This is a genomic window from Flagellimonas sp. 2504JD1-5, assembly GCF_053618295.1.
In genome coordinates this window covers 89,234-109,794 of sequence record NZ_JBSIOU010000002.1, presented here as the reverse complement: position 1 = coordinate 109,794, position 20,561 = coordinate 89,234, and the positions used below count along the sequence as shown (strand labels likewise).

Sequence of the window (20,561 nt, the reverse complement as noted above, 5' to 3'; positions counted from 1 at the left end):
AATGAAATTTGCTTCTACTAGGAAAGCTGTTGTTGTACGAGAATACCAGTTAGATATTGGAAGCGTTCAGGTTTTTGACGACTATATGGTGGCCACTTTTGATGAAGGCGCCACAGTTACATTAGAACGCACATATCAAATCATAGGAATTTCAGAAATACACTTTAGAGACAAGGATTTTGGATATATAAGTCTTCGTAAAAATTCGTATGCCGTAGATCCAACGGTCTACAACTATTTAAGAGGAATGCAGAACCTGAAGGCGTTTGCCATTGTTTCCAAAAAGGAAATAGATATGCACAACTTCAAAATAGAGAAGCTTTTTTATAAAAAGAACATGGAGTTCTTCATTGAATACGACAATGCTTTGGCTTGGATAAAGAAAAGATTGAAAAGCAGCCAAAAGAAAAATAAAATTTAAGCCGCTCCACTATTATCGCTTTCTGGTCTTTCAGGAGGCCTAAGCAATTCCATATAAGCTTCACCAATGCTATCAATTATTCCAGTAGCATTTAACGCCTCATAACCAACTCTTGAAGCTTTAATATCCCCTGCCAATCCATGCAGATATACTCCAAAAATGGCACTCTGTAACGAATCATATCCTTGAGCCATCAATCCCGTAATTATTCCTGTAAGCACATCTCCACTTCCAGCTGTGGCCAATCCCGGATTGCCAGTCGTGTTTACATATACTTTATTACTGTCTACGATCATAGTATGCGCTCCTTTAATCAAGAGGATACAATTGTATTTGGCAGCAAAATTTTTCGCTTTCTCCAGTTTTTCAAAATCGTCTTTCCATATTCCAATTAATCGTTCCAACTCTTTTGGATGAGAGGTGAGTACAGATTGTTTTGGAACTTCCTTCAACAATTTTGGATGTTTGGATAAAATGTTCAATCCATCCGCATCGATAACAATTGGGGTGGGGATTTTTTTAAGGAATTCTCCAAATGCCTTATAAGTTTCCTCATCCGTACCCATTCCCATACCAATTCCAACCACGGAGGGTTCAAAAGGGATATCAATTTGAACTATTTTATCATCCTCATCATCCGTTAAAACCATAAGCTCAGGGACTGCAGTTTGCAAGGAATGGTATCCACACTCTGGCACATAAGCCGTGACCAAGCCACTTCCCATGGTTAAACAGGCTTTACTTGCCAATTGTACAGCTCCAATTTTTCCATAGCTACCACCAACAATTACTGAATGCCCGTAAGTTCCCTTATGGGAAAACTTAAGTCTGGGCCGATACATTCCCAAAACAGCTGGTTTTGCTACAAGCTCATATCCAACTTCCGTTGTGGCAATAAACTCTTGATCCAAACCAATATCAAGAATCTCCCACTGATTGACATACACGCCTGTTTCTGGAAGAAAAAAGACAAGTTTAGGTGCTTGAAAACTCAACACATAACTAGCTTCGATTACATGACTTGGATTCCATGGTTTTCTATCCATGGGCATACCTGATGGGATATCCACTGCCAAAACAAATGCCGAAGAAGTATTAATGTGCCCAATGAGATTGCCCACCCAATTTTCTGGTTGACGGTTCAATCCAATTCCAAAAATGGCATCGACAATAATATCATTGGGTGTAATTTCGGGCAGACAAGCCTCTTCATTGATAAATTCAGGCCATATTTTTCTATCCTTCAATCGCTCCAAGTTCAGCAGAAAATCTTTGGATCGTTTCTCGCTGTAATTGACCACATGCACCTTAATATTATATCCGTGTTCATGCAGATGCCTGGCTAGAGCAATTCCATCACCTCCATTGTTTCCTATACCACAAAAAAGTTGGATGGTAACTTGAGCACCCTGTAATCGGGAATGCATCCATTCAAACAACTGAAGTGCAGCTCGTTCCATAAGCTCGTCACTTGCAATCTGTTGTTTAGCTATTGTGAATTTGTCAGCTTGGTATATCTGCTTAGCGGTAAAAATTTTCATTCAACAACAAAAATTAACAATTACTATAGATTTCGTAAAAATTTTAGAATCATTTGATGAAGCACTCAAAAGTACTACTTTTGACCTTGAATATTGTACCATGCAATTTAAACAAACGGATATCAATTCTTTTTCGATGAAAGCTTCTTCATCCATTATCACGTTGACTACTATCACCCCTTTGGGGTAATCTATATATCTATTTCGGTCCGTTTAGTTAAATCTTTTTCAACAGCTTACAACACAATTAATCATGAAAGTCTTAAAGTTTGGTGGTACTTCGGTAGCCAATTCTGAAAATATAAATAGAGTAAAATCCATTGTCGAGAATATAGAAGCCGAAAAGGCAGCCGTAGTAGTATCCGCGTTCGGCGGAATCACAGATTTACTGCTCCACACATCTACCTTGGCTTCAAATCAGGATTTAGCCTATAAAAAAGGGCTGCAGGATATTGAAGAAAGGCATATTTCTATCATCAAAGCACTCATTCCGGTTCAAAAGCAAAGTAGTATCCTTAGCCAGGTTAAAAGCGACCTAAACACTTTGGAAACCCTTTTGGAGGGTTCATTTCTGATTGGAGAGCTTACACCAAAATTATCGGATAAAATAGTGAGCTATGGTGAATTGCTATCATCCTTTATCATCAGTGAGTTTTTCAAAGCTGAAGGATTGAGCACTGCATTAAAAGATAGTAGGGAACTTATCATTACCGATAACAATTTTGGAAAAGCCAATGTCAATTTTAAACGAACAAATAAAAATTGTAACACTTATTTCAAAGACAATAATCATAAAATAACTGTTTTGCCCGGTTTTGTGGCTTCAAGCCAAAATGGTGATTCCACCACTTTGGGACGAGGAGGTTCTGATTATACTGCCGCCATTATAGCAGCAGCCCAAAATGCAGAGCTATTGGAAATTTGGACCGATGTGAGTGGCATGTTCACCGCAAATCCGAAGTTGGTAAAGCAAGCCAAATGCGTGGAGGATATCAGCTACGAGGAGGCCATGGAGCTCTCCCATTTTGGTGCCAAAGTGCTCTATCCTCCAACAATTGAGCCGGTGCTCAACAAAGAAATTCCAATCCGAATCAAAAATACTTTCGCGCCTGAAGATTCAGGCACGCATATAGCCAAGAACAACAATGGCAATGGAAAAACCGTACGAGGTATTAGCCACGTAGGGGGAATTAGCTTGCTTTCCCTTGAAGGACCGGGAATGATTGGAATCCCGGGAATATCAAAAAGGTTTTTCGAGACATTGTCGTTAGAAAATATTAGTGTTGTATTAATAACCCAAGCGTCCTCGGAGCATTCCATTTGCGTAGGGATTTCGGATGACGACGTTGAAAAAGCAGTAAGTGCAGTAAATGAAGCTTTTGAATACGAAATAAGTTCCAACAAAATCCAACCCGTTATCGTTGAAAAAGATCTGGCGATTATTGCTTTGGTAGGTGATAACATGAAAAGTCACCAGGGCTTAAGTGGTAAAATGTTCAGCACCCTGGGCAAAAACAATGTCAACATTAGAGCCATTGCACAAGGAGCATCGGAGCGGAACATTTCTGCCGTGATTAAAAAAACAGATGTTAAAAAAGCACTGAATTCACTCCATGAACGATTTTTTGAAGAAAACATAAAACAGCTCAACCTTTTTGTCATGGGCGTTGGAAATGTCGGTTCAAAATTCTTGGGACAGATTCTTCAACAAGGCGATTATTTAAGGGAAGAACTTAAACTTAATATTAGAGTAATCAGTATCGCCAATTCAAGGACCATGGTTTTTGAAGAAGATGGAATAGATTTGGAAGACTGGCAAGGAGCTTTGTCCAATGGCAAAAAAGCAGATAAGCAGGCATTTTTTGACACTATAAAAAAACTCAACTATAGAAATAGTGTTTTTGTGGACAATACTGCAAGTGATGAAATTGCCCAGACCTATCACGCCTATTTAAAAAACAGCATATCTGTGGTCACCTGCAACAAAATAGCTTGCTCATCTGATTATGTCTATTACAAAGATCTGAAACAGTTGGCCAAGAAATATAATGCCCCATTTTTATTTGAAACCAATGTTGGTGCCGGACTTCCCATTATTGATACGCTAAAGCACTTGATTGCATCTGGGGATAAGGTAAATAAGATTCAGGCCGTACTATCCGGGAGTTTGAATTTTGTCTTCAATAACTTTAATGATTCCGTTACCTTCCATGATGTTGTAAAACAAGCTCAGGAAGAAGGCTACACAGAACCGGACCCCACTATTGATTTAAGTGGTATAGATGTGATGCGTAAAATTCTGATTCTGGCCCGGGAAAGTGGTAATGAATTGGACATTGACCATATTGAAAATGAATCTTTTCTACCCAAGGAAAGTCTGGAAACCAACTCCAACGAAGCTTTTTTTGAGTCTTTGAAGAAATATGAAACCGATTTTCAGAAAATGTACAAAGAGGCAGACGATTCCGATAGTAAACTCAAATACGTGGCCCAGTTTGAAAATGGAAAGGCCAAAGTCGGACTTCAAAAAATTCCAAAAGGGCACGATTTTTACAACTTGGAGGGAAGCGATAACATTGTGCTCTTTTACACAGAGCGTTATCCCAACCAACCCATGATCATAAAAGGTGCTGGTGCAGGAGCTGAAGTCACAGCTTCTGGTATCTTTGCCGATATCATCAGAATTGGAAATTTCTAGCATGAAAGAGATAAAAGTTTTCTGCCCGGCCACCATCGCCAATGTTTCTTGCGGATTTGATGTGCTCGGATTGGCCTTGGAATCAGTTGGTGATGAAATGATAGTCCGAAAAACAGCTGAAAAAGGAATCACCATTACCAAAATTATAGGTCAGGACCTTCCCTTGGAAACCTCCAAAAATGTTTCAGGAGTTGCGGGATTGGCGCTTCTTCAAAAAAGCAATTACGATGGAGGTTTTGAAATCGATATCAACAAGAAAATAAAACCAGGAAGTGGAATCGGTAGCAGCGCTGCCAGCTCGGCCGGAGCCGTTTGGGCCATGAACCAATTATTGGGGAAACCATTTTCAAACATGGAGTTGGTCCAATTTGCGATGCAGGGCGAAAAATTGGCCAGTGATGTGGCTCATGCCGACAATGTTGCTCCTGCGCTTTTTGGCGGATTTACATTGGTACGAAGTTATGAGCCGTTGGATATTATTCCTCTACCCACTCCGAGTGAGCTTTTTGCCACTGTGATACATCCCCAGATTGAGGTAAAAACATCCGATTCAAGGAAAATTCTGAAAACCAACATCACCTTGGAAAAAGGCATCAAACAATGGGGAAACATGGGTGGCCTTGTGGCCGGACTGTTTCAATCTGATTACGAATTGATCGGCCGTTCGCTTCAAGACCATATTGTAGAACCCATTCGCTCTATATTGATTCCAGGTTTCGACGACATTAAATCAAAAGCAAAAGAAGCCGGTGCGCTAGGGAGTGGAATCTCAGGTTCAGGTCCTTCAATTTTCGCATTGAGTAAAGGAGAGGCAATCGCCAATAAAGTTGCCGAATCCATGCATAAAACATATCAAAACATTGAAATCCCTTTCGATATTCACGTCTCCAAAGTAAACACCCAAGGCGTAAAAAGAATAAGCTAAACTATGAACTTCTACAGTTTAAACGACCGTAACATACAAGCCACTTTCAAGGAAGCTGTTGTTGCCGGAATTGCTCCCGACAAAGGATTGTATTTTCCTGAAAGCATTGAACCCCTTCCTAAGGAGTTTTTTGAAAATATCACTTCGCTATCAAATCATGAGATTGCCTTTAGAGCTATCCACCAATTTGTGGAAGGAGAAGTTCCCGACGATGTCCTTAAAAAAATCATTGAAGATGTATTGGATTTCGATTTTCCTGTGGTGGAAATTGAGGACAGTATAGCCACGCTTGAACTTTTTCATGGCCCTACCATGGCCTTCAAAGACGTAGGTGCACGATTTATGGCAAACTGCCTGGGGTATTTTTCCAAAGGAAACAACACCAATGTTACCGTACTTGTAGCTACTTCCGGAGATACCGGGGGTGCTGTTGCCAATGGTTTTTTAGGTGTGGAAGGCGTAAACGTTGTTATTCTCTACCCCAGCGGAAAGGTAAGCGACATTCAAGAAAAACAATTGACCACCTTGAGGCAAAACATTGTGGCCATGGAAGTCAAGGGAACATTTGACGATTGCCAGCGTATGGTAAAAACTGCCTTTTTGGACACTCAAATCACCAACCAAAAGAAATTGACTTCCGCCAACAGCATCAATATTGCCAGGTGGTTGCCTCAATTATTCTATTTTTTGTTTGCCTATAAACAAGTAAAATCCAAAGGAAAGGAAATTGTTTTCTCCGTTCCTTCGGGGAACTTTGGAAACATTTGTGCCGGTATGGTGGCTCAAAAACTGGGTATGCCCGTAGAACAATTTGTGGCTTCTACCAATGCCAATAAAGTAGTACCCAATTTCATGGAAAACGGGGTTTATGAGCCTATGCCTTCGGTAGCTACCATATCCAACGCCATGGATGTTGGTGATCCAAGCAACTTTGTCCGAATCAGGCATTTGTACCAAGATGATTTTTCAAGCTTAAAAAACAATCTTTCCTCCTATTCCTTTTCAGATGAGGAGACCAAATTGGCCATGAAAGCCATTCACTCCAAAACCGGATATGTAGCCGACCCCCACGGCGCAGTGGGCTATTTGGGATTAAAGGAGTACCAAAAATCCAAAGGCGATACCTATGGTATTTTTCTGGAAACGGCCCATCCGGTCAAATTTTTGGATGTGGTTGAGGAAACGCTTGGTATCTCGCCAGAAATTCCTCTTCAAATCCAAAAAGTGATGGGAAAGGAGAAAAAATCCATCAAAATAGATTCTTACGAAGACCTAAAATCCTATCTACTGGACGAATAGTCTTCCATAAAATCAGTTAACAAACATTGTTTAAAAGATTAAGAATTTTTAGGTTGCCGCTTTGCGGAATTCAAATAAATTTACCCCTTAAAATGTAAATGATGAAAAATACTGCTTTGACCGATACCCATATTGCTTTGGGTGCCAAAATGGTTCCCTTTGCGGGATATAATATGCCTGTTTCTTACGAAGGAGTAAATGTGGAACATGAGACCGTACGGAACGCTGTGGGTGTCTTTGATGTTTCCCACATGGGTGAATTCTTAGTCGAAGGTCCAAACGCTTTGGAACTTATCCAAAAAGTAACCTCCAACGATGCCACAAAACTAACCGTGGGCAAAGCACAGTATGGATACTTGCCGAACGAAACAGGTGGGGTTGTGGACGACCTCATCGTTTACCGCGTTAAGGAAGAAACCTATTTGTTGGTGGTGAATGCTTCCAATATTGAAAAAGACTGGAACCACATCTCAAAATATAACGAGGCCATAGGAGCTGTAATGAAGAATATCTCCGAGGATTATTCCCTACTTGCCATTCAAGGGCCAAGGGCTGTTGAGGCAATGCAGTCCCTATCTTCAATAGACCTTTCCGAAATCAAGTTCTACAACTTTGTTGTCGGTGATTTTGCAGGCATTGAGCATGTGATAATTTCCGCTACGGGCTATACCGGTTCTGGCGGATTTGAAATCTACTGTAAAAACGAAGAGGTAAAACAGGTTTGGGACAAAGTTCTGGAAGCTGGAGCCGATTTTGGCATAAAACCGATTGGATTGGCCGCGCGGGATACCTTACGATTGGAAATGGGCTATTGCCTCTATGGTAACGATATTGACGATACCACCTCCCCTTTTGCGGCAGGATTGGGCTGGGTGACCAAATTCACCAAGGATTTTGTGAACAGCGAAGCGTTGGCCAATGAAAAGGAAGAAGGTCCAAAACAAAAACTGGTGGCCTTCCAATTGGACGAAAAAGGCATTCCAAGGCAAGGTTATGCCATCGTGGATGAAAATGGAACAGAAATTGGAAAGGTGACCTCTGGTACCATGTCCCCTTCACTATCTCAAGGGATTGGATTGGGCTACGTAACCATTGAAAATGCCAAAGTGGATAGTAAAATCTATATTCAAATCAGAAAGAACCAAGTTCCCGCCACCGTCGTAAAATTGCCCTTTTATAAGAAATAATGCCAGATTTTGAATCCATTCTTAACACCATTGCCCAAGACGTCTCCAAACAGGCCGACAAGGGTAAAGTGGCAAGCTATATTCCTGAATTATCCTGTGTGGATCCCAATAAATTTGGGATATCCATTTTGGATAAAGATGGAACAACATATAATGTTGGGGATTCGAATGAAAAGTTTTCAATTCAAAGTATTTCAAAAGTATTGTCACTTTCCATGGCATATTCCCTTTTGGATGAGCGAATCTGGAAACGCGTAGGTGTCGAACCATCGGGTGACCCCTTCAATCACTTGTCCCTTTTGGAAATGGAAAATGGGATTCCAAGAAATCCCTTGATCAATGCAGGTGCAATTGTTGTTTCAGACATTTTGGTATCCCATTTAAAAAATCCCAAATCGGATTTTTTGCAATATGTCCGGAGAATTGCAGGTGACGATTCCATTAATTATGATAAAAATGTGGCTGTGTCTGAAAGAAATACTGGATTCAGAAATTATGCAGCCGCCAATCTTATAAAATCGTTCAGCAATCTCGAAAATGATGTTGAAACGGTACTTGATTTTTACTTTCATTGCTGTTCACTGAGCATGTCTTGCGAACAATTGGTCAAGGTATTTTACATTTTTATGAATCGGGGCAACTGCCTTCAGAACAACAACTATCTTAATTTATCCAAAGTAAAACGAATCAATGCCCTAATGTTGACCTGTGGTTTTTATGATGAAGCAGGTGAATTTGCTTTTGAAGTAGGACTCCCGGGAAAAAGTGGTGTTGGCGGGGGAATTGTGGCTTTGTTGCCCAATGAATTTTGTATAGCTACCTGGTCCCCCGGACTTAATGAAAAAGGAAATTCCAAGTTGGGCATGATGGCACTGGAAAAACTAACGACCCTAACAGGGTTGTCAATATTTTAGTGTTTGGAGAAGAAAAAGAAGATACTGATTCTAGGGGCCAGCGGGTTTATCGGCAATGCCATTTATAAGGAGCTTTGCAATTATTTTAATACCTACGGCACCTATTGTCACACTACCATTTATAGTGAAAATGGGCAATTTTTCCGGTATGATATGCGGGAGGATGATATTGTCATGCTGCTGGAAAAAGTACGTCCAGATTTTATCATTTCTGCACTTCGTGGGGATTTTGGTGCCCAGGTGCAGGCCCATGAACATATGATGGAATACCTCATTAAAAATGAGACGAAACTGTACTTTATCTCTTCGGCCAATGTTTTTGACGCGTACAGTAAATTTCCATCGTACGAATTTGACAAAACCCTTTCTGAAAGTGTCTACGGAAGGCTTAAAATAAAGGTGGAAAACATGATGATGCGGTTGCCCAAAAGAAAAGCTGCCATTCTCAGGATTCCCATGGTCTTTGGAAACACTTCGCCGCGGGTAAAGGAAATTAAAATGCATTTGGAGACTAATGAACCTATTGAAGTATTTCCTAACCTCATCATTAATGTGACCAATGATGATAGGTTGACCCAACAAATCCATTACCTTATCAATAGAAACAAAACAGGTATTTTCCACTTGGGAAGTAAGGATTTGATTCAGCATGAGGAGTTTATCAAAGAAATCATTAAACAATTAGGCAACTACCACCCCATTCTAAAACGTGTTTTTACCACTAATGAAGACCGTTATTTGGCCGCCCTTCCCAAAAACAACAAACTGCCCAAAAATCTGTGGGTAAAATATCAGGAGATCATAGATCATCATCTTCCGGTTGACTAACAATTGACAATGTTCAATGAACAGTTGTCAATTTTAAGTTTTAAATGTTGAGTTATGAATTTTAGTAAGCCATTTAGCATTTAAAATTCAAAATCCAATCCTGAAATCCCAAATTCCAAAAATCCAACAGTCCGCTTATCCCACAATCGAAATAATTCTTAATTTGTAATCTTTCAACAAACACCAAAAGACTTGCCTAAATAATCGGAAAATGAAACCACTACTGCTTTTTAGCCTACTGTTCTGCATCAATTTCAGCATTGGCCAAACCTATCAAGATTCGATTGTTGAATATCAAAAAGAATTGAATGATTTTTACAGTAACGAAGAAAAATCGCCCCTGACCCAAAAAGACCTTAAAAGGTTTAAAGGACACGACTTTTTTGCCATTGATGAAAACTTTAAAGTAGAAGCAAAATTTGAAAGGGCAGTCAATGCCGTTCCCTTTTTAATGAAAACCACTACGGACAGGCTGCCCACCTACGAGCTTTATGGGGTGGCCACTTTTGAAATAAACGGTGAAACGCTTCAATTGCATATTTACCAAAATCATAGACTTCGAGAGACAGAGAAATATAAAAATCACTTGTTCTTACCCTTCACAGATCTTACCAATGGAAATGAAACATATGGAGGCGGCCGGTTTATAGATTTAGAAATACCTGAAGGCGATACCATCGTTATTGATTTTAATAAAGCTTATAATCCGTATTGCGCGTACAACAAAAAGTATTCGTGTCCCATTCCACCCAAAGAAAATGATTTGCCGGTGAACATTAACGCAGGGATTAAAATTTAGTACCTTACGGATAACCTTGGGTATTAACGAAATTCTAATCAACAATGAAAAAATTAACTCCTGCCGAAATAGAATCTCTACTAAAAAATCTGGATGGCTGGATTTATGAAAATGGGAGCATCTGCAAATCATTTAAATTCAAGGATTTTAAGCAAGCCTTTTCCATAATGACCCGAATTGCTTTTGAGGCCGAACAACAAAACCATCATCCGAATTGGGAAAATGTCTATAACCAACTGACAATTAAATTGAACACACATGATGTTGGAGGCATCACCCAAAACGATTTTGACTTGGCAACTTCCATTGAGGAAATTGTATTGGGGAAGTAGCACTCATAACTTGACAAAGGGCCATTTTTTGCTAAATTTGTCGCTGTCCAAAAGCAAAATACATGGGAAGAGCATTTGAATTCAGGAAAGCGCGTAAAATGAAACGTTGGGCTGCAATGTCCAAAGCGTTTACCAGAATCGGAAAAGATATCGTAATCGCCGTTAAAGAAGGTGGTCCTGATCCCGATTCCAATTCCCGTTTACGTGCCGTAATTCAAAATGCAAAGGCCGTTAATATGCCCAAAGACAATATTGAGCGGGCAATTAAAAGGGCATCCGATAAAAACCAGGGTGATTTCAAGGAAGTACTTTTCGAAGGCTATGCTCCCCACGGTATTGCTGTGTTGATAGAGACCGCAACTGATAACAATACCCGTACTGTTGCCAACATACGAAGCTATTTCAACAAATGTAATGGGAGTTTGGGTACTTCGGGTTCTGTGGAATTTATGTTTGACCATACCTGCAACTTCACCATAAATGGAGAAGGGATGGATCCCGAAGAATTGGAATTGGAAATGATTGATTTTGGTGCTGAGGAGGTTTTTGTCGATGAGGATGGCATTCATATTTATGCTTCCTTTGAAAATTTCGGAGCCATTCAAAAGGAGTTGGAGTCCCGCGAAATCGAAATCATTTCATCGGGTTTTGAACGTATTGCTCAAGTAACCAAGGAGCTCAACGAGGAACAAGTAGCCGATGTTGAAAAGCTATTGGAAAAAATTGAGGAAGATGATGATGTGCAGAATGTGTATCATACGATGAAAGAGTAATTTCCATTACATATTGGGCATCTTTGTAAAGGGTTGGGAAATCCAACGACCAAAAACTAAACTTTCCGTCATGCGTAATTTATTTTCAGTTGTGTTCTTGCTCTTTATGTTTACCAGCCAAGCTCAGGAAATGACAGCGGCCAAACTGTTCGAAATCATTGAAAAAGAAGCCGACACTGTCAAAACCAATGGTAACTCGCACCAATTTTTGTTTAATGAGGCCATACTGATTTGTGTTTACGATGAAAATGCCAATCGTATGCGGATTATTTCACCGATTATTGAAAGAGAGAAGATTGGGGAAGAAGAACTTTTGAATGCACTCGTAGCCAATTTCCATTCTGCTTTAGACGTAAAATATGCATTGAGCGACGAGATTCTCTGGTCAGTTTATACCCATCCCCTCAAAGAGCTTTCTGAATCGCAGATAATCGATGCCATACAACAAGTTTATGCAGCCGCCATTACTTTTGGCACTTCCTATTCGAGTACCAACTTGGTTTTTCCAGGGAATACGAAAAAGGTAGAGAAACCGAAACCTGACAAGAAATTAAACAAAACTTAATAACTGTATTCCGGTATTTTGCCCTGAACTCCTCTAAAAAAGCTTCGAATTTCCTTAAAATCTTTTTGGATATCGTCAGTAGGAAACTTCGGTTCGGATATTTTAATCTGTTTCCTTCCAAAATCGAAAGCTACCATCACAATCGGAACTTCCGCCTTTTTCGCGATATGATAGAAGCCCGTTTTTAATGCCGTAACCTTTTTTCGAGTTCCTTCTGGGGCCAAAGCAAAGCGAAATACCTTTCTTTCCATAAAAATTTGGGCTACCATATCAACAGTGTTCGAATTCTTGGTGCGATCTATGGGCGCTCCACCTGTCCAGCGAAAGAACCAGCCGAAAGGAGGTTTAAAAAGGCTTTTCTTTCCAATATAGTTGATTTCTTTATTGATTACTTTGCGAATTAAAAGCCCCAAAAAGAAATCCATCCAATGGGTATGGGGAACCACAATTACCACGCATTTATCCAAATCGGGAAAGGCACCAACAAGCTTCCAACGTAATATTTTGAAGTACAAAAACTTAGCTAGTTTGTGCATATAACAGAGTTAATTGTATAATGCAAAGGCCTAAACCACTATATTTTCATATAGATGCTTTGCAAGCAATCTGGTGTGATCTTGCTCCTCCAATCACTTCCAAGCGCATTTTCCCATAGGGCATCCATACTCAGCGCCACATTGATAAGGATGTCAAAATCGTTTTGCGTAAGATTGGAGCAAATTCCCGTGGGGAGTTGTATTTGGTGCTTTCGTACCATTTTTTTAAAGTAACGCACGCCTTCGGGATAGAATTCATCCAGATGCTGAAACACCAAACAATTGCCCAAACCATGTTTTATGCCCAAAAGGTACGACAAACCGTAGCTCAGGGCATGTGCAACACCAACTTGGGAATACGCAATGCTCATACCTCCATGCCAGGAAGCCATCATCAATTTATCCCTTGATTCCTGTTCTGGAATATCTTGTAAAAAAACATCCATACAAAGTTCAAGTGCTTTTTCACCATAACTTTTGCTAAAAGCGTTAAGGTATGTTCCATTCAATGATTCTATGCAATGGATATAACAATCCATTCCTGTATAAAACCATTGTTCTTTAGGGACAGTTTTGGTAAGGTCAGGATCTAAAATTACCTGGTCGTATGTGGTAAAATCTGAATTGATTCCAAGTTTTTTATCAGGCCCTAGCAAAACTGTTGTTCTAGAAACTTCTGCTCCAGTACCGCTTATGGTTGGAATACCAACATGGTATAAAGCAGGTTTATGAACCAAATCCCATCCTTGATATTCACTTGCTTTGCCCTTGTTGGTGGACATTATGGCGACCGCTTTGGCCAAATCCAGCAACGTTCCACCACCTATACCAACTATTCCAGATGGTAACTCCTCATATTTTTCCCTTATTCGTGAAACTAGGGCATCAACTTGCCCTGTTTTTGGTTCCTCATCGGCCGAAATGAAAATGAGTTCATCATTGAACATCAATGGTATTTGATTTACCACTTCTGAATTCTCGAAAAAATCATCCACTAAAAAAATAAATGGAGCTTCAGAATTTCTACGTTTGGGTAATAATACCTCTTCCAATTGGGAAAAACTACCTTGGCCAAAAACCACTCTTGGTACCATGGGGAAGTTGCGGTACTGCGTATTTTTACCCGATGTAATTTCGCTTTTCAAATTACTTTTTGTTTTCATTAGCTGTTCAAATACTTGAGAACTTCTTTTAAACTGTTCAACTTCAGGTGACCATTCACCTGATGCGCATCTTCGACCACTTCGTGTGCCCATGTTGTGTGAAATGGTATATGGATGGCTTTGGCCCCAATATTCAAGATAGGCAAGACATCAGATTTTAACGAATTACCAATCATCAAAAACTCATCCACATTTATTTCTAAGTGATCAAGTAGGTTCTTATAATTACTTTCTTTTTTATCGCTAAGCACTTCCACATGGTGAAAGTATTTAGATATTCCTGATTTTTCCAATTTACGCTCCTGGTCGAGCAAATCTCCTTTTGTAAGGACTATTAATCGATATTTATGCTGCAATTTTTCCAGCACCTCCTCCACTCCATTCAATAACTCAACGGGATGGGAAATCATTTTTTTGCCCAAATCTATAATCTCAGCAATGATGTTTTGAGGTATTTTGTTATTGGAGAGGTCAAGGGCGGATTCAATCATGGATAGCACAAAACCCTTAATGCCGTAACCATAGGTTTCAAGATTTTGCATTTCAATCTTAAATAGCTCTTGATCTACCTTATTTTTGGTCTCGTAGCCTTCTAACAGCTCGGCAAATCGCTCTTCCGTTTCCCTGAAATAGGTTTCGTTTACCCATAGGGTATCGTCAGCATCAAAGCCTATAACTTTTATGTTCTTAAAATCTATTTCCATGCTCGTTGGGCGCGTTCTAGGTCTTCGGGGGTATCAATTTCTATGCCGGTTACGTGTGTTTCAACCATTTTTATCTTTTTCCCATATTCCAAAAAACGGATTGCCTCAATCTTTTCTTTGGCTTCCAAAGGTAACATTGGTAAGCGTTGAAAATCGAGCAAAGCACGTTTTCTAAAAGCATAAATTCCTTTGTGCTTATAATATTTGACATCTACACTTTCGTCTCTTGGATATGGAATAGGGGATCTAGAAAAATAGAGCGCAAAACCCTGGTTATCCACAATTACCTTAACTGTATTTGGGTTTGAAATTTCATCCCAATCGGTTATGGGCGTCATCAATGAAGCTAAATCTATCACTTCATTATCATCATTTTTAAAAACCTCTATCACTTTTTTTAAGCTTTCAGCATCTATAAAAGGCTCATCTCCTTGGACATTAATAGCGATATCAACATCCAAATCTATTACAGCTTCGGCAATTCTATCACTTCCACTTTCGTGCTCCTTTTTGCTCATTAGCACCTTACCTCCTATTGCAGAAATGGTGTCAAAAATAATTTTGCTGTCGGTTACCACGAAGACTTCATCAAACAATCCCGTTTGGACCGCTGCTTCATACGTACGCACAATTACAGGTTTTCCGCCCAAATCTTGCATGAGTTTTGCTGGAAATCTTGAGGCCTGGTACCTCGCCGGAATCAATGAAATTATTTTCACTACTTCTATATTATGACCAAAACTACCGTTTTGGCCGCAATTTGCGATAAATTCTGAAAATAACCACCAAAATTACGATAACCAAAATGGCCGCGATTGGTGGTACTAATATAGAGGCTGTTGAAACTGCCACAGCAGTTCCTGTTTCGATGGTTGATACTACTGGGTTTGCAACTCCGCCTGTGGTTGCGGTAGAGGTTATTCTGCCGGCTGCATTGGCGCCTTTAATGGCCGTTGCCGTTCCACCTCCTGCTATTATAGCGAGGGACCAAGTAACCACAGGGTCTAGATTGGCCACAGTAGATACCATAACAGCTGTTCCTGCTATGGCTGCTAAAGGAACCGCCAAACTATCCAAAGCATTGTCAACCCATGGAATAAAATACGCAAAAATTTCGACAATCATAGCAACCCCGAAGGCGACAAGTGCGGTAATGCTTCCTATCCATTCCCAATTTTCATTAAGGTCCCACACGCCTAAAAAGGCAGCCAAACTCAACGAAAAAAGAGGAAGAAACACTCTAAAACCGACAGAAGCAGCCAGACCTACGCCTAAAAAAATGCTTATTATGGTATCGGGATTCATGTTCATGGTTATGTCTAAAATAGGATATTCCTAGTCAAGAAAAAAATCATCCTTAAATCCGACGAGAAATAGTTTCTTTTTGGCTCTTGTAACTGCTGTGTAGAGCCATCTTAAATAATCTTTGTCCGGTCCATTGGGCAAATACGGCTGTTCTACAAATACTGTGTTCCACTGCCCCCCTTGTGACTTATGACATGTGATTGCATAGGAGAATTTAACCTGAAGGGCATTAAAGAATTTGTTGTTTTTTACTCCCAAAAACCTTTTATAGTTTGATTTTTCGTGGGCATAGTCCTTGGAAACTTCTTGATATAACTTATTCCCGTCTTCGTATGATAATGAAGGTGTTTCCGCGTTTATGGTATCCAACAGCAATACGGTTTCAAAGGGTTTTTGATTTGGATAATCCACCATTTTAACTTTCACTTCGGCAAACGAAAATCCATAAAGTTCCTTGATTGCAAAAAGTTCCAGAATTTCAATAATGTCTCCGTTGGCAATGAATCCGGCTTCAGAATTTGGTCTCAACCAGAAATAATTGTTCTTGACCACCATCATATAGTCGCCCACGGCGATTTCATGATCTAAAAACAAAATGCGCTCCCTGATGTTCTTGTTGTACAGATTGGCCCGCTTATTAGACCTTACTATTATGGCTGTTTCCTCCTTTCCGTTTTCAACGTAAGAAGAATCTATTGCCTCTTGTATTTCGGTTCCATCAATCAACCTCACGATATCCCTATATCCGTTAACATCGAATTTGAACTCGTGAAAATATTCAGATTGTAACTGTTCTCTAAGGTTTGTGGCGTTAAAAAGTATACCTGAATCATCATCCTGGCGCATGACTTCATCCAGTTCCAAAGTATCTACATCCTTATTATAGTTGAGTGAAAGTCGACCTTCTTCCAATGCAGGGCTTATATCCAATTTTACCGGAGGTAATTGGGCCGTATCACCAATCAACAAAAGCTTGCAGTTATGGCCAGAGTATACATAATACATTAGATCATCAAGCAAAGACCCATTTTCAAAAAGTTTGGAGTCCGCCGGGGTATCTGGTATCATGGAAGCTTCGTCAACTATAAAAAGTGTATTCTTATGCTTGTTTGGCGCTAAAACAAATTGTACTCCTCCTCCACTTTGCTTTTTTGGGAAGTAAATTTTCTTATGGATTGTAAACGCTTGTGTTCCAGAATAGGAAGACATTACCTTGGCGGCCCTTCCTGTAGGTGCCAGTAACACAGCACTCATCTTAACTTTCCAAAGACTGTGAACAAGGGTACCCACTATTGTAGTTTTCCCCGTACCTGCAAACCCCTTTAAAAGAAACAGTTCATCATGTTTTCCATCCAGTACAAACTTGGAAAGTTTGTCCAAAGCCAGAGCTTGTTTCAATGTAGGTTCGTGAGGAAATTTATCCTTAAGTAAGGCAAAAAATCCACTGGAAGATGGGTCTTTCATAAGCACCTAAAGATAGCATGGATTTTTAAAGCAAAAAGTTTCGTGATTAAAAAAAAATTGTAGATTTGCTTGTAACCGCTAAATTAACTCTCAAAGAAAAAATTAGTATGTTAAGTTTAATTCTTATAGTTGTAGTTATATGCCTACTGACCATAGGCCTTGTATTTCTTATTGATAGGTTTTTGCCGCAAAAGATAAAACCGATTCTAGTAATTGCATTCGGACTTTTGAGCATTTTCTTGGGCTACAAAATTTATCAATCTATCAATGCACCTATCGAATTTAAAAAGGTTAGACAAGAAAGATTTGCAAAAGTTATCGCCAAGTTAAAGGATATAAGGGATTCGCAAGAGGCTTATAAAACCGTGAATGGAAGGTTTGCAAGCAATTTCAACAGCCTTATTCAATTTGTGGATACGGGAAGCTACACGATCACTCAGCAAAAAGATTCTTCGTTCATGCGATTCAACAAAGTATATCAAATTGATTTACAAGTTGACACCGTTATAATTGACACACTAGGTTTTGTGAAGGTAAAAGACTCATTATTTAAAAATAATGATAGCTACAAGACCATGATGAATGTTCCAGGAGCGCAAGGAGGAGAAAAATTTGAAATGAAAGCCGATATCATCGACAAACAAGGCTACAAAGCTCCGGTTTTTGAAGCCAAAGTTGCCAAGAATGTTGTTCTTTATGATCAACCTGCGGACTTGTTGGCGCGTGAAAATGCGCACCAAAGTGTTGAAGAAGTAAATGGCACTGAAATCAAAGTAGGCTCTCTTACCGATGTAAGCACGAATGGAAACTGGCCTCCAATCTATGACAGAAAAGACCAATAACATACCAAAGGCCGAAACGGAAAATACCTTTAAGAAACTGTCCATTCAAATTGGTTTGAATGGACTTTCTTTTTGTGTCTTGGATACGATTGCAAATGAAATATTGGCATTTGAAAAAGTTTCCTTTAAAACACAATCCACCCCATATTTGATGCTCAAAGAATTAAAATCACTTCTTAGCCAAGTGGATGGAATTCAAAAAAAGTTTTCAGATGTGGTTGTCATCCATAAAAGTGGAATGTTTGGTCTGGTTCCCAAAACACTTTTCAATAAAGAAGAGCTACCCAATTATCTAAAATTCAATGCCAAAATAATGGCAACGGATCATATCGTTTTTGATGAGATTCCCAATTATGACATGGTCAATGTTTATGTTCCATATACCAATATCAACAACTATATTTTTGAACTTTTTGGCGAGTTTGAATTTAAACACAGTGGTACTGTTTTAATCACTACACTGCTGAATCAAACCAGGACATCATCTGAGCCGGTGTGCTATGTACAAGTATCCGAAAAGGAAATGGAAATGGTTGTCATTGCCGAAAAGAAACTTCTTTTTTACAATCATTTTCACTATAAAACTGCAGAGGATTTTCTCTACTACTTGCTTTTTGCTTTAGAGCAACTTAACATCGATTTGGAAAAGGTACAACTAAAGCTCTTTGGTACTATTGAGGAAGGCGACAATATCTTTGATCTATGTCATCGTTATATTAGAAACGTTTCTGTATTTGTGCCCATTGACCCAACATATCCTTTGGAACAATTGGAAACACAAACTATTGACTTCACCACACTAAGTTCATTATAGTGCGAATTATCTCAGGCAAGTACAAGGGCAAAAGACTAATTGCACCCAAAAAACTTCCGGTAAGGCCTACTACCGATATGGCCAAAGAAGGGCTTTTTAATATCCTGAACAACCGTTTCTATTTGGACGAACTCAAGGTAATAGATCTTTTTGCTGGAACAGGCAATATTAGTTTTGAGTTTGCTTCGCGAGGCGCCTCTAATGTCATTGCAGTGGATAGTTACCCAGGATGTGTACAATACATCACTAAGATTTCCAAGGAAATGGAGATGTCCATCTCAAGTATCAAATCCGACGTTTTTAAATTCTTGGAAAGAACACCTGAGAAAGCCAATTTAATCTTTGCCGATCCTCCTTATAATTTTGAAGAAAGCCAGTTTCACAAAATTGCGGATTTGGTTTTTGAGAAAAATTTACTTCTGGAAGATGGGCTCTTAATTATTGAGCATTCCGATCAAACGGATTTATCCGATAACCCACACTTTGTGGAATTAAGAAAATATGGGGGAAGTGTTTTTAGTTTTTTTGAATGAAGACCCGCTTAAGAAGAATCTCAAAAACGACCGTTTCTTCCAATAAAGTCATCCAACAATATTCCCAATATATAAAGCAACAGGATAAAAAGGAAAATCAAAAAAGGAGATGTCATGATGTAAGGTTGTTTAGCATTTGCTTACCTCTGGCACAGACTAATTAAGAATTGATTCTGCTTATCCGTCAATCGAAATAGTCATCGCTCTCCTCCAGGAATTGATGAAATTCGTCATTTACATTCTTCTTTATTTCCAAACTTTTAGATGGATTAATGAATTTCATTAAGCTCGAAAAGATATAAACGAGGGCCAGGGTTGCGATAACCACTATAATCCAAAAGGCAATCATGTTATAAAACTACCCATCCAACAAACAACAACTGATATGTAATTGACATATAGCCGATTAGAATTGATAGAATTCCATTTTGTCAATTTTATTGAAGGAAAATACACCAAATACCCTTCAAAAACCATTACCCTTCTTTGCAGATAATTTTAAGGCTTCTGATTTATGAAATAAAAGCAGGCCGTAAGCCGGATTCTGTCGTGCCCTATCATTTATCTAGATCTTTGGTTGCCCAAAAATTCAAACCGCCTACCCTCCAACTCGGGCGTGCAGCCCTCAAACACTGGTTTACGTGGCGTTTCACCGCATAGAGTTTACCTGATTTCACTACAGCCGAACTGTACTTGCTTTCTGTTGCACTGGTCCTCGTTTTTCAACGGACGGATGTTACCCGCTATGCTGCACTATGGTGTCCGGACTTTCCTCTTCAACCTTAATTGCTTAAGGTTGCAGCGATAAGGTGGCCTGCAAATGCAAAGGTACTGCAATTGTTAATAAAAAATAGTTTCCACTCCCGTACAAATGACACATTGCCCATTCCTATTTTTATATTTGTAGTAAAGCTAAAT

Annotated in this window: 21 protein-coding genes and 1 other RNA gene; 14 read left to right on the top strand and 8 right to left on the bottom strand. The window is 39.4% G+C overall.

All coding sequences use genetic code 11. From position 1 onward, the window contains the following. Window position 1 precedes the first annotated feature (1 nt). Window positions 2–421, top strand: a complete 420-nt coding sequence (locus ACULLG_RS09985; protein WP_452126648.1) for an STAS/SEC14 domain-containing protein — start codon at window positions 2–4, stop codon at window positions 419–421. Here the strand turns inward: ACULLG_RS09985 and ACULLG_RS09980 are convergent. Beyond that, window positions 418–1,962 carry an NAD(P)H-hydrate dehydratase gene (locus ACULLG_RS09980; protein WP_452126647.1) on the bottom strand — a complete coding sequence of 515 codons (1,545 nt, stop codon included), beginning with the start codon at window positions 1,960–1,962 and terminating at the stop codon, window positions 418–420. The two genes, ACULLG_RS09985 and ACULLG_RS09980, sit on opposite strands and share 4 nt — an antisense overlap. 253 nt (window positions 1,963–2,215) lie before the next feature. Here ACULLG_RS09980 and thrA point away from each other — a divergent pair, with 253 nt between their 5' ends. The 10 genes from thrA (at window position 2,216) to ACULLG_RS09930 (ending at window position 12,282) form a co-directional block, all read left to right on the top strand. Next, window positions 2,216–4,660 (top strand): bifunctional aspartate kinase/homoserine dehydrogenase I, encoded by a 2,445-nt coding sequence (thrA, locus tag ACULLG_RS09975; RefSeq protein ID WP_452126646.1) that lies wholly within the window; start codon window positions 2,216–2,218, stop codon window positions 4,658–4,660. Window position 4,661: 1 nt separating this feature from the next. Then, window positions 4,662–5,585 (top strand): homoserine kinase, encoded by a 924-nt coding sequence (locus tag ACULLG_RS09970; RefSeq protein WP_452126645.1) that lies wholly within the window; start codon window positions 4,662–4,664, stop codon window positions 5,583–5,585. Window positions 5,586–5,588: 3 nt separating this feature from the next. Continuing rightward, entirely contained in the window at window positions 5,589–6,884 is a 1,296-nt protein-coding gene (thrC, locus tag ACULLG_RS09965) for a threonine synthase (protein WP_452126644.1), read from the top strand. A 101-nt stretch (window positions 6,885–6,985) separates the two neighbouring features. Continuing rightward, entirely contained in the window at window positions 6,986–8,071 is a 1,086-nt protein-coding gene (gene gcvT / locus ACULLG_RS09960) for a glycine cleavage system aminomethyltransferase GcvT (protein ID WP_452126643.1), read from the top strand. Further along, window positions 8,071–8,985 (top strand): glutaminase, encoded by a 915-nt coding sequence (locus ACULLG_RS09955; RefSeq protein ID WP_452126642.1) that lies wholly within the window; start codon window positions 8,071–8,073, stop codon window positions 8,983–8,985. The genes gcvT and ACULLG_RS09955 overlap by 1 nt, the downstream gene beginning before the upstream one ends. A gap of 3 nt (window positions 8,986–8,988) precedes the next feature. Next, window positions 8,989–9,813, top strand: coding sequence for a sugar nucleotide-binding protein (locus ACULLG_RS09950; RefSeq protein ID WP_452126641.1), 825 nt, complete (start codon window positions 8,989–8,991; stop codon window positions 9,811–9,813). Between the two features lie 211 nt (window positions 9,814–10,024). Continuing rightward, window positions 10,025–10,612: a DUF1684 domain-containing protein gene (locus ACULLG_RS09945; RefSeq protein ID WP_452126640.1), complete on the top strand. Its 588-nt coding sequence runs from the start codon at window positions 10,025–10,027 to the stop codon at window positions 10,610–10,612. Between the two features lie 44 nt (window positions 10,613–10,656). After that, window positions 10,657–10,944 carry a 4a-hydroxytetrahydrobiopterin dehydratase gene (locus ACULLG_RS09940; protein ID WP_452126639.1) on the top strand — a complete coding sequence of 96 codons (288 nt, stop codon included), beginning with the start codon at window positions 10,657–10,659 and terminating at the stop codon, window positions 10,942–10,944. Between the two features lie 62 nt (window positions 10,945–11,006). Further along, a complete protein-coding gene (locus tag ACULLG_RS09935; RefSeq protein WP_452126638.1) occupies window positions 11,007–11,717 on the top strand; it encodes a YebC/PmpR family DNA-binding transcriptional regulator in 711 nt (236 codons plus the stop codon). 70 nt (window positions 11,718–11,787) lie between these two features. Then, complete coding sequence (locus ACULLG_RS09930; protein ID WP_452126637.1) at window positions 11,788–12,282, top strand: hypothetical protein; 495 nt, start codon at window positions 11,788–11,790, stop codon at window positions 12,280–12,282. Here ACULLG_RS09930 and ACULLG_RS09925 read toward each other — a convergent pair. The 6 genes from ACULLG_RS09925 to ACULLG_RS09900 are packed head-to-tail and all read right to left on the bottom strand — an operon-like array spanning window position 12,279 to window position 17,454. Further along, complete coding sequence (locus ACULLG_RS09925) at window positions 12,279–12,818, bottom strand: 1-acyl-sn-glycerol-3-phosphate acyltransferase (protein ID WP_452126636.1); 540 nt, start codon at window positions 12,816–12,818, stop codon at window positions 12,279–12,281. The two genes, ACULLG_RS09930 and ACULLG_RS09925, sit on opposite strands and share 4 nt — an antisense overlap. Window positions 12,819–12,856: 38 nt before the next feature. Next, a complete protein-coding gene (locus ACULLG_RS09920) occupies window positions 12,857–13,981 on the bottom strand; it encodes an iron-containing alcohol dehydrogenase family protein (RefSeq protein ID WP_452126635.1) in 1,125 nt (374 codons plus the stop codon). Then, the gene (locus ACULLG_RS09915; RefSeq protein ID WP_452126634.1) at window positions 13,981–14,685 is read right to left on the bottom strand and encodes an HAD family hydrolase; all 705 of its coding nucleotides are present in this window, start codon (window positions 14,683–14,685) and stop codon (window positions 13,981–13,983) included. The genes ACULLG_RS09920 and ACULLG_RS09915 overlap by 1 nt, the downstream gene beginning before the upstream one ends. Further along, window positions 14,676–15,404: a 3-deoxy-manno-octulosonate cytidylyltransferase gene (gene kdsB / locus ACULLG_RS09910; RefSeq protein ID WP_452126633.1), complete on the bottom strand. Its 729-nt coding sequence runs from the start codon at window positions 15,402–15,404 to the stop codon at window positions 14,676–14,678. The genes ACULLG_RS09915 and kdsB overlap by 10 nt, the downstream gene beginning before the upstream one ends. A 22-nt stretch (window positions 15,405–15,426) precedes the next feature. Continuing rightward, window positions 15,427–15,990 carry a DUF4126 domain-containing protein gene (locus ACULLG_RS09905; RefSeq protein ID WP_452126632.1) on the bottom strand — a complete coding sequence of 188 codons (564 nt, stop codon included), beginning with the start codon at window positions 15,988–15,990 and terminating at the stop codon, window positions 15,427–15,429. Between the two features lie 30 nt (window positions 15,991–16,020). Continuing rightward, on the bottom strand, window positions 16,021–17,454 hold the full coding sequence (locus tag ACULLG_RS09900) for an ATP-dependent DNA helicase (protein WP_452126631.1): 1,434 nt from the start codon (window positions 17,452–17,454) through the stop codon (window positions 16,021–16,023). Between the two features lie 194 nt (window positions 17,455–17,648). Here ACULLG_RS09900 and ACULLG_RS09895 point away from each other — a divergent pair, with 194 nt between their 5' ends. The 3 genes from ACULLG_RS09895 to ACULLG_RS09885 are packed head-to-tail and all read left to right on the top strand — an operon-like array spanning window position 17,649 to window position 19,643. After that, entirely contained in the window at window positions 17,649–18,296 is a 648-nt protein-coding gene (locus tag ACULLG_RS09895; protein ID WP_452127964.1) for a hypothetical protein, read from the top strand. After that, a complete protein-coding gene (locus tag ACULLG_RS09890) occupies window positions 18,277–19,110 on the top strand; it encodes a DUF3822 family protein (RefSeq protein WP_452126630.1) in 834 nt (277 codons plus the stop codon). The genes ACULLG_RS09895 and ACULLG_RS09890 overlap by 20 nt, the downstream gene beginning before the upstream one ends. Next, entirely contained in the window at window positions 19,110–19,643 is a 534-nt protein-coding gene (locus ACULLG_RS09885; protein ID WP_452126629.1) for an RsmD family RNA methyltransferase, read from the top strand. Before ACULLG_RS09890 ends, ACULLG_RS09885 begins: the two co-directional genes overlap by 1 nt. Window positions 19,644–20,161: 518 nt before the next feature. Here the strand turns inward: ACULLG_RS09885 and rnpB are convergent. Further along, an RNA gene (gene rnpB / locus ACULLG_RS09880) (RNase P RNA component class A) lies at window positions 20,162–20,464 on the bottom strand. Window positions 20,465–20,561: the final 97 nt, after the last annotated feature.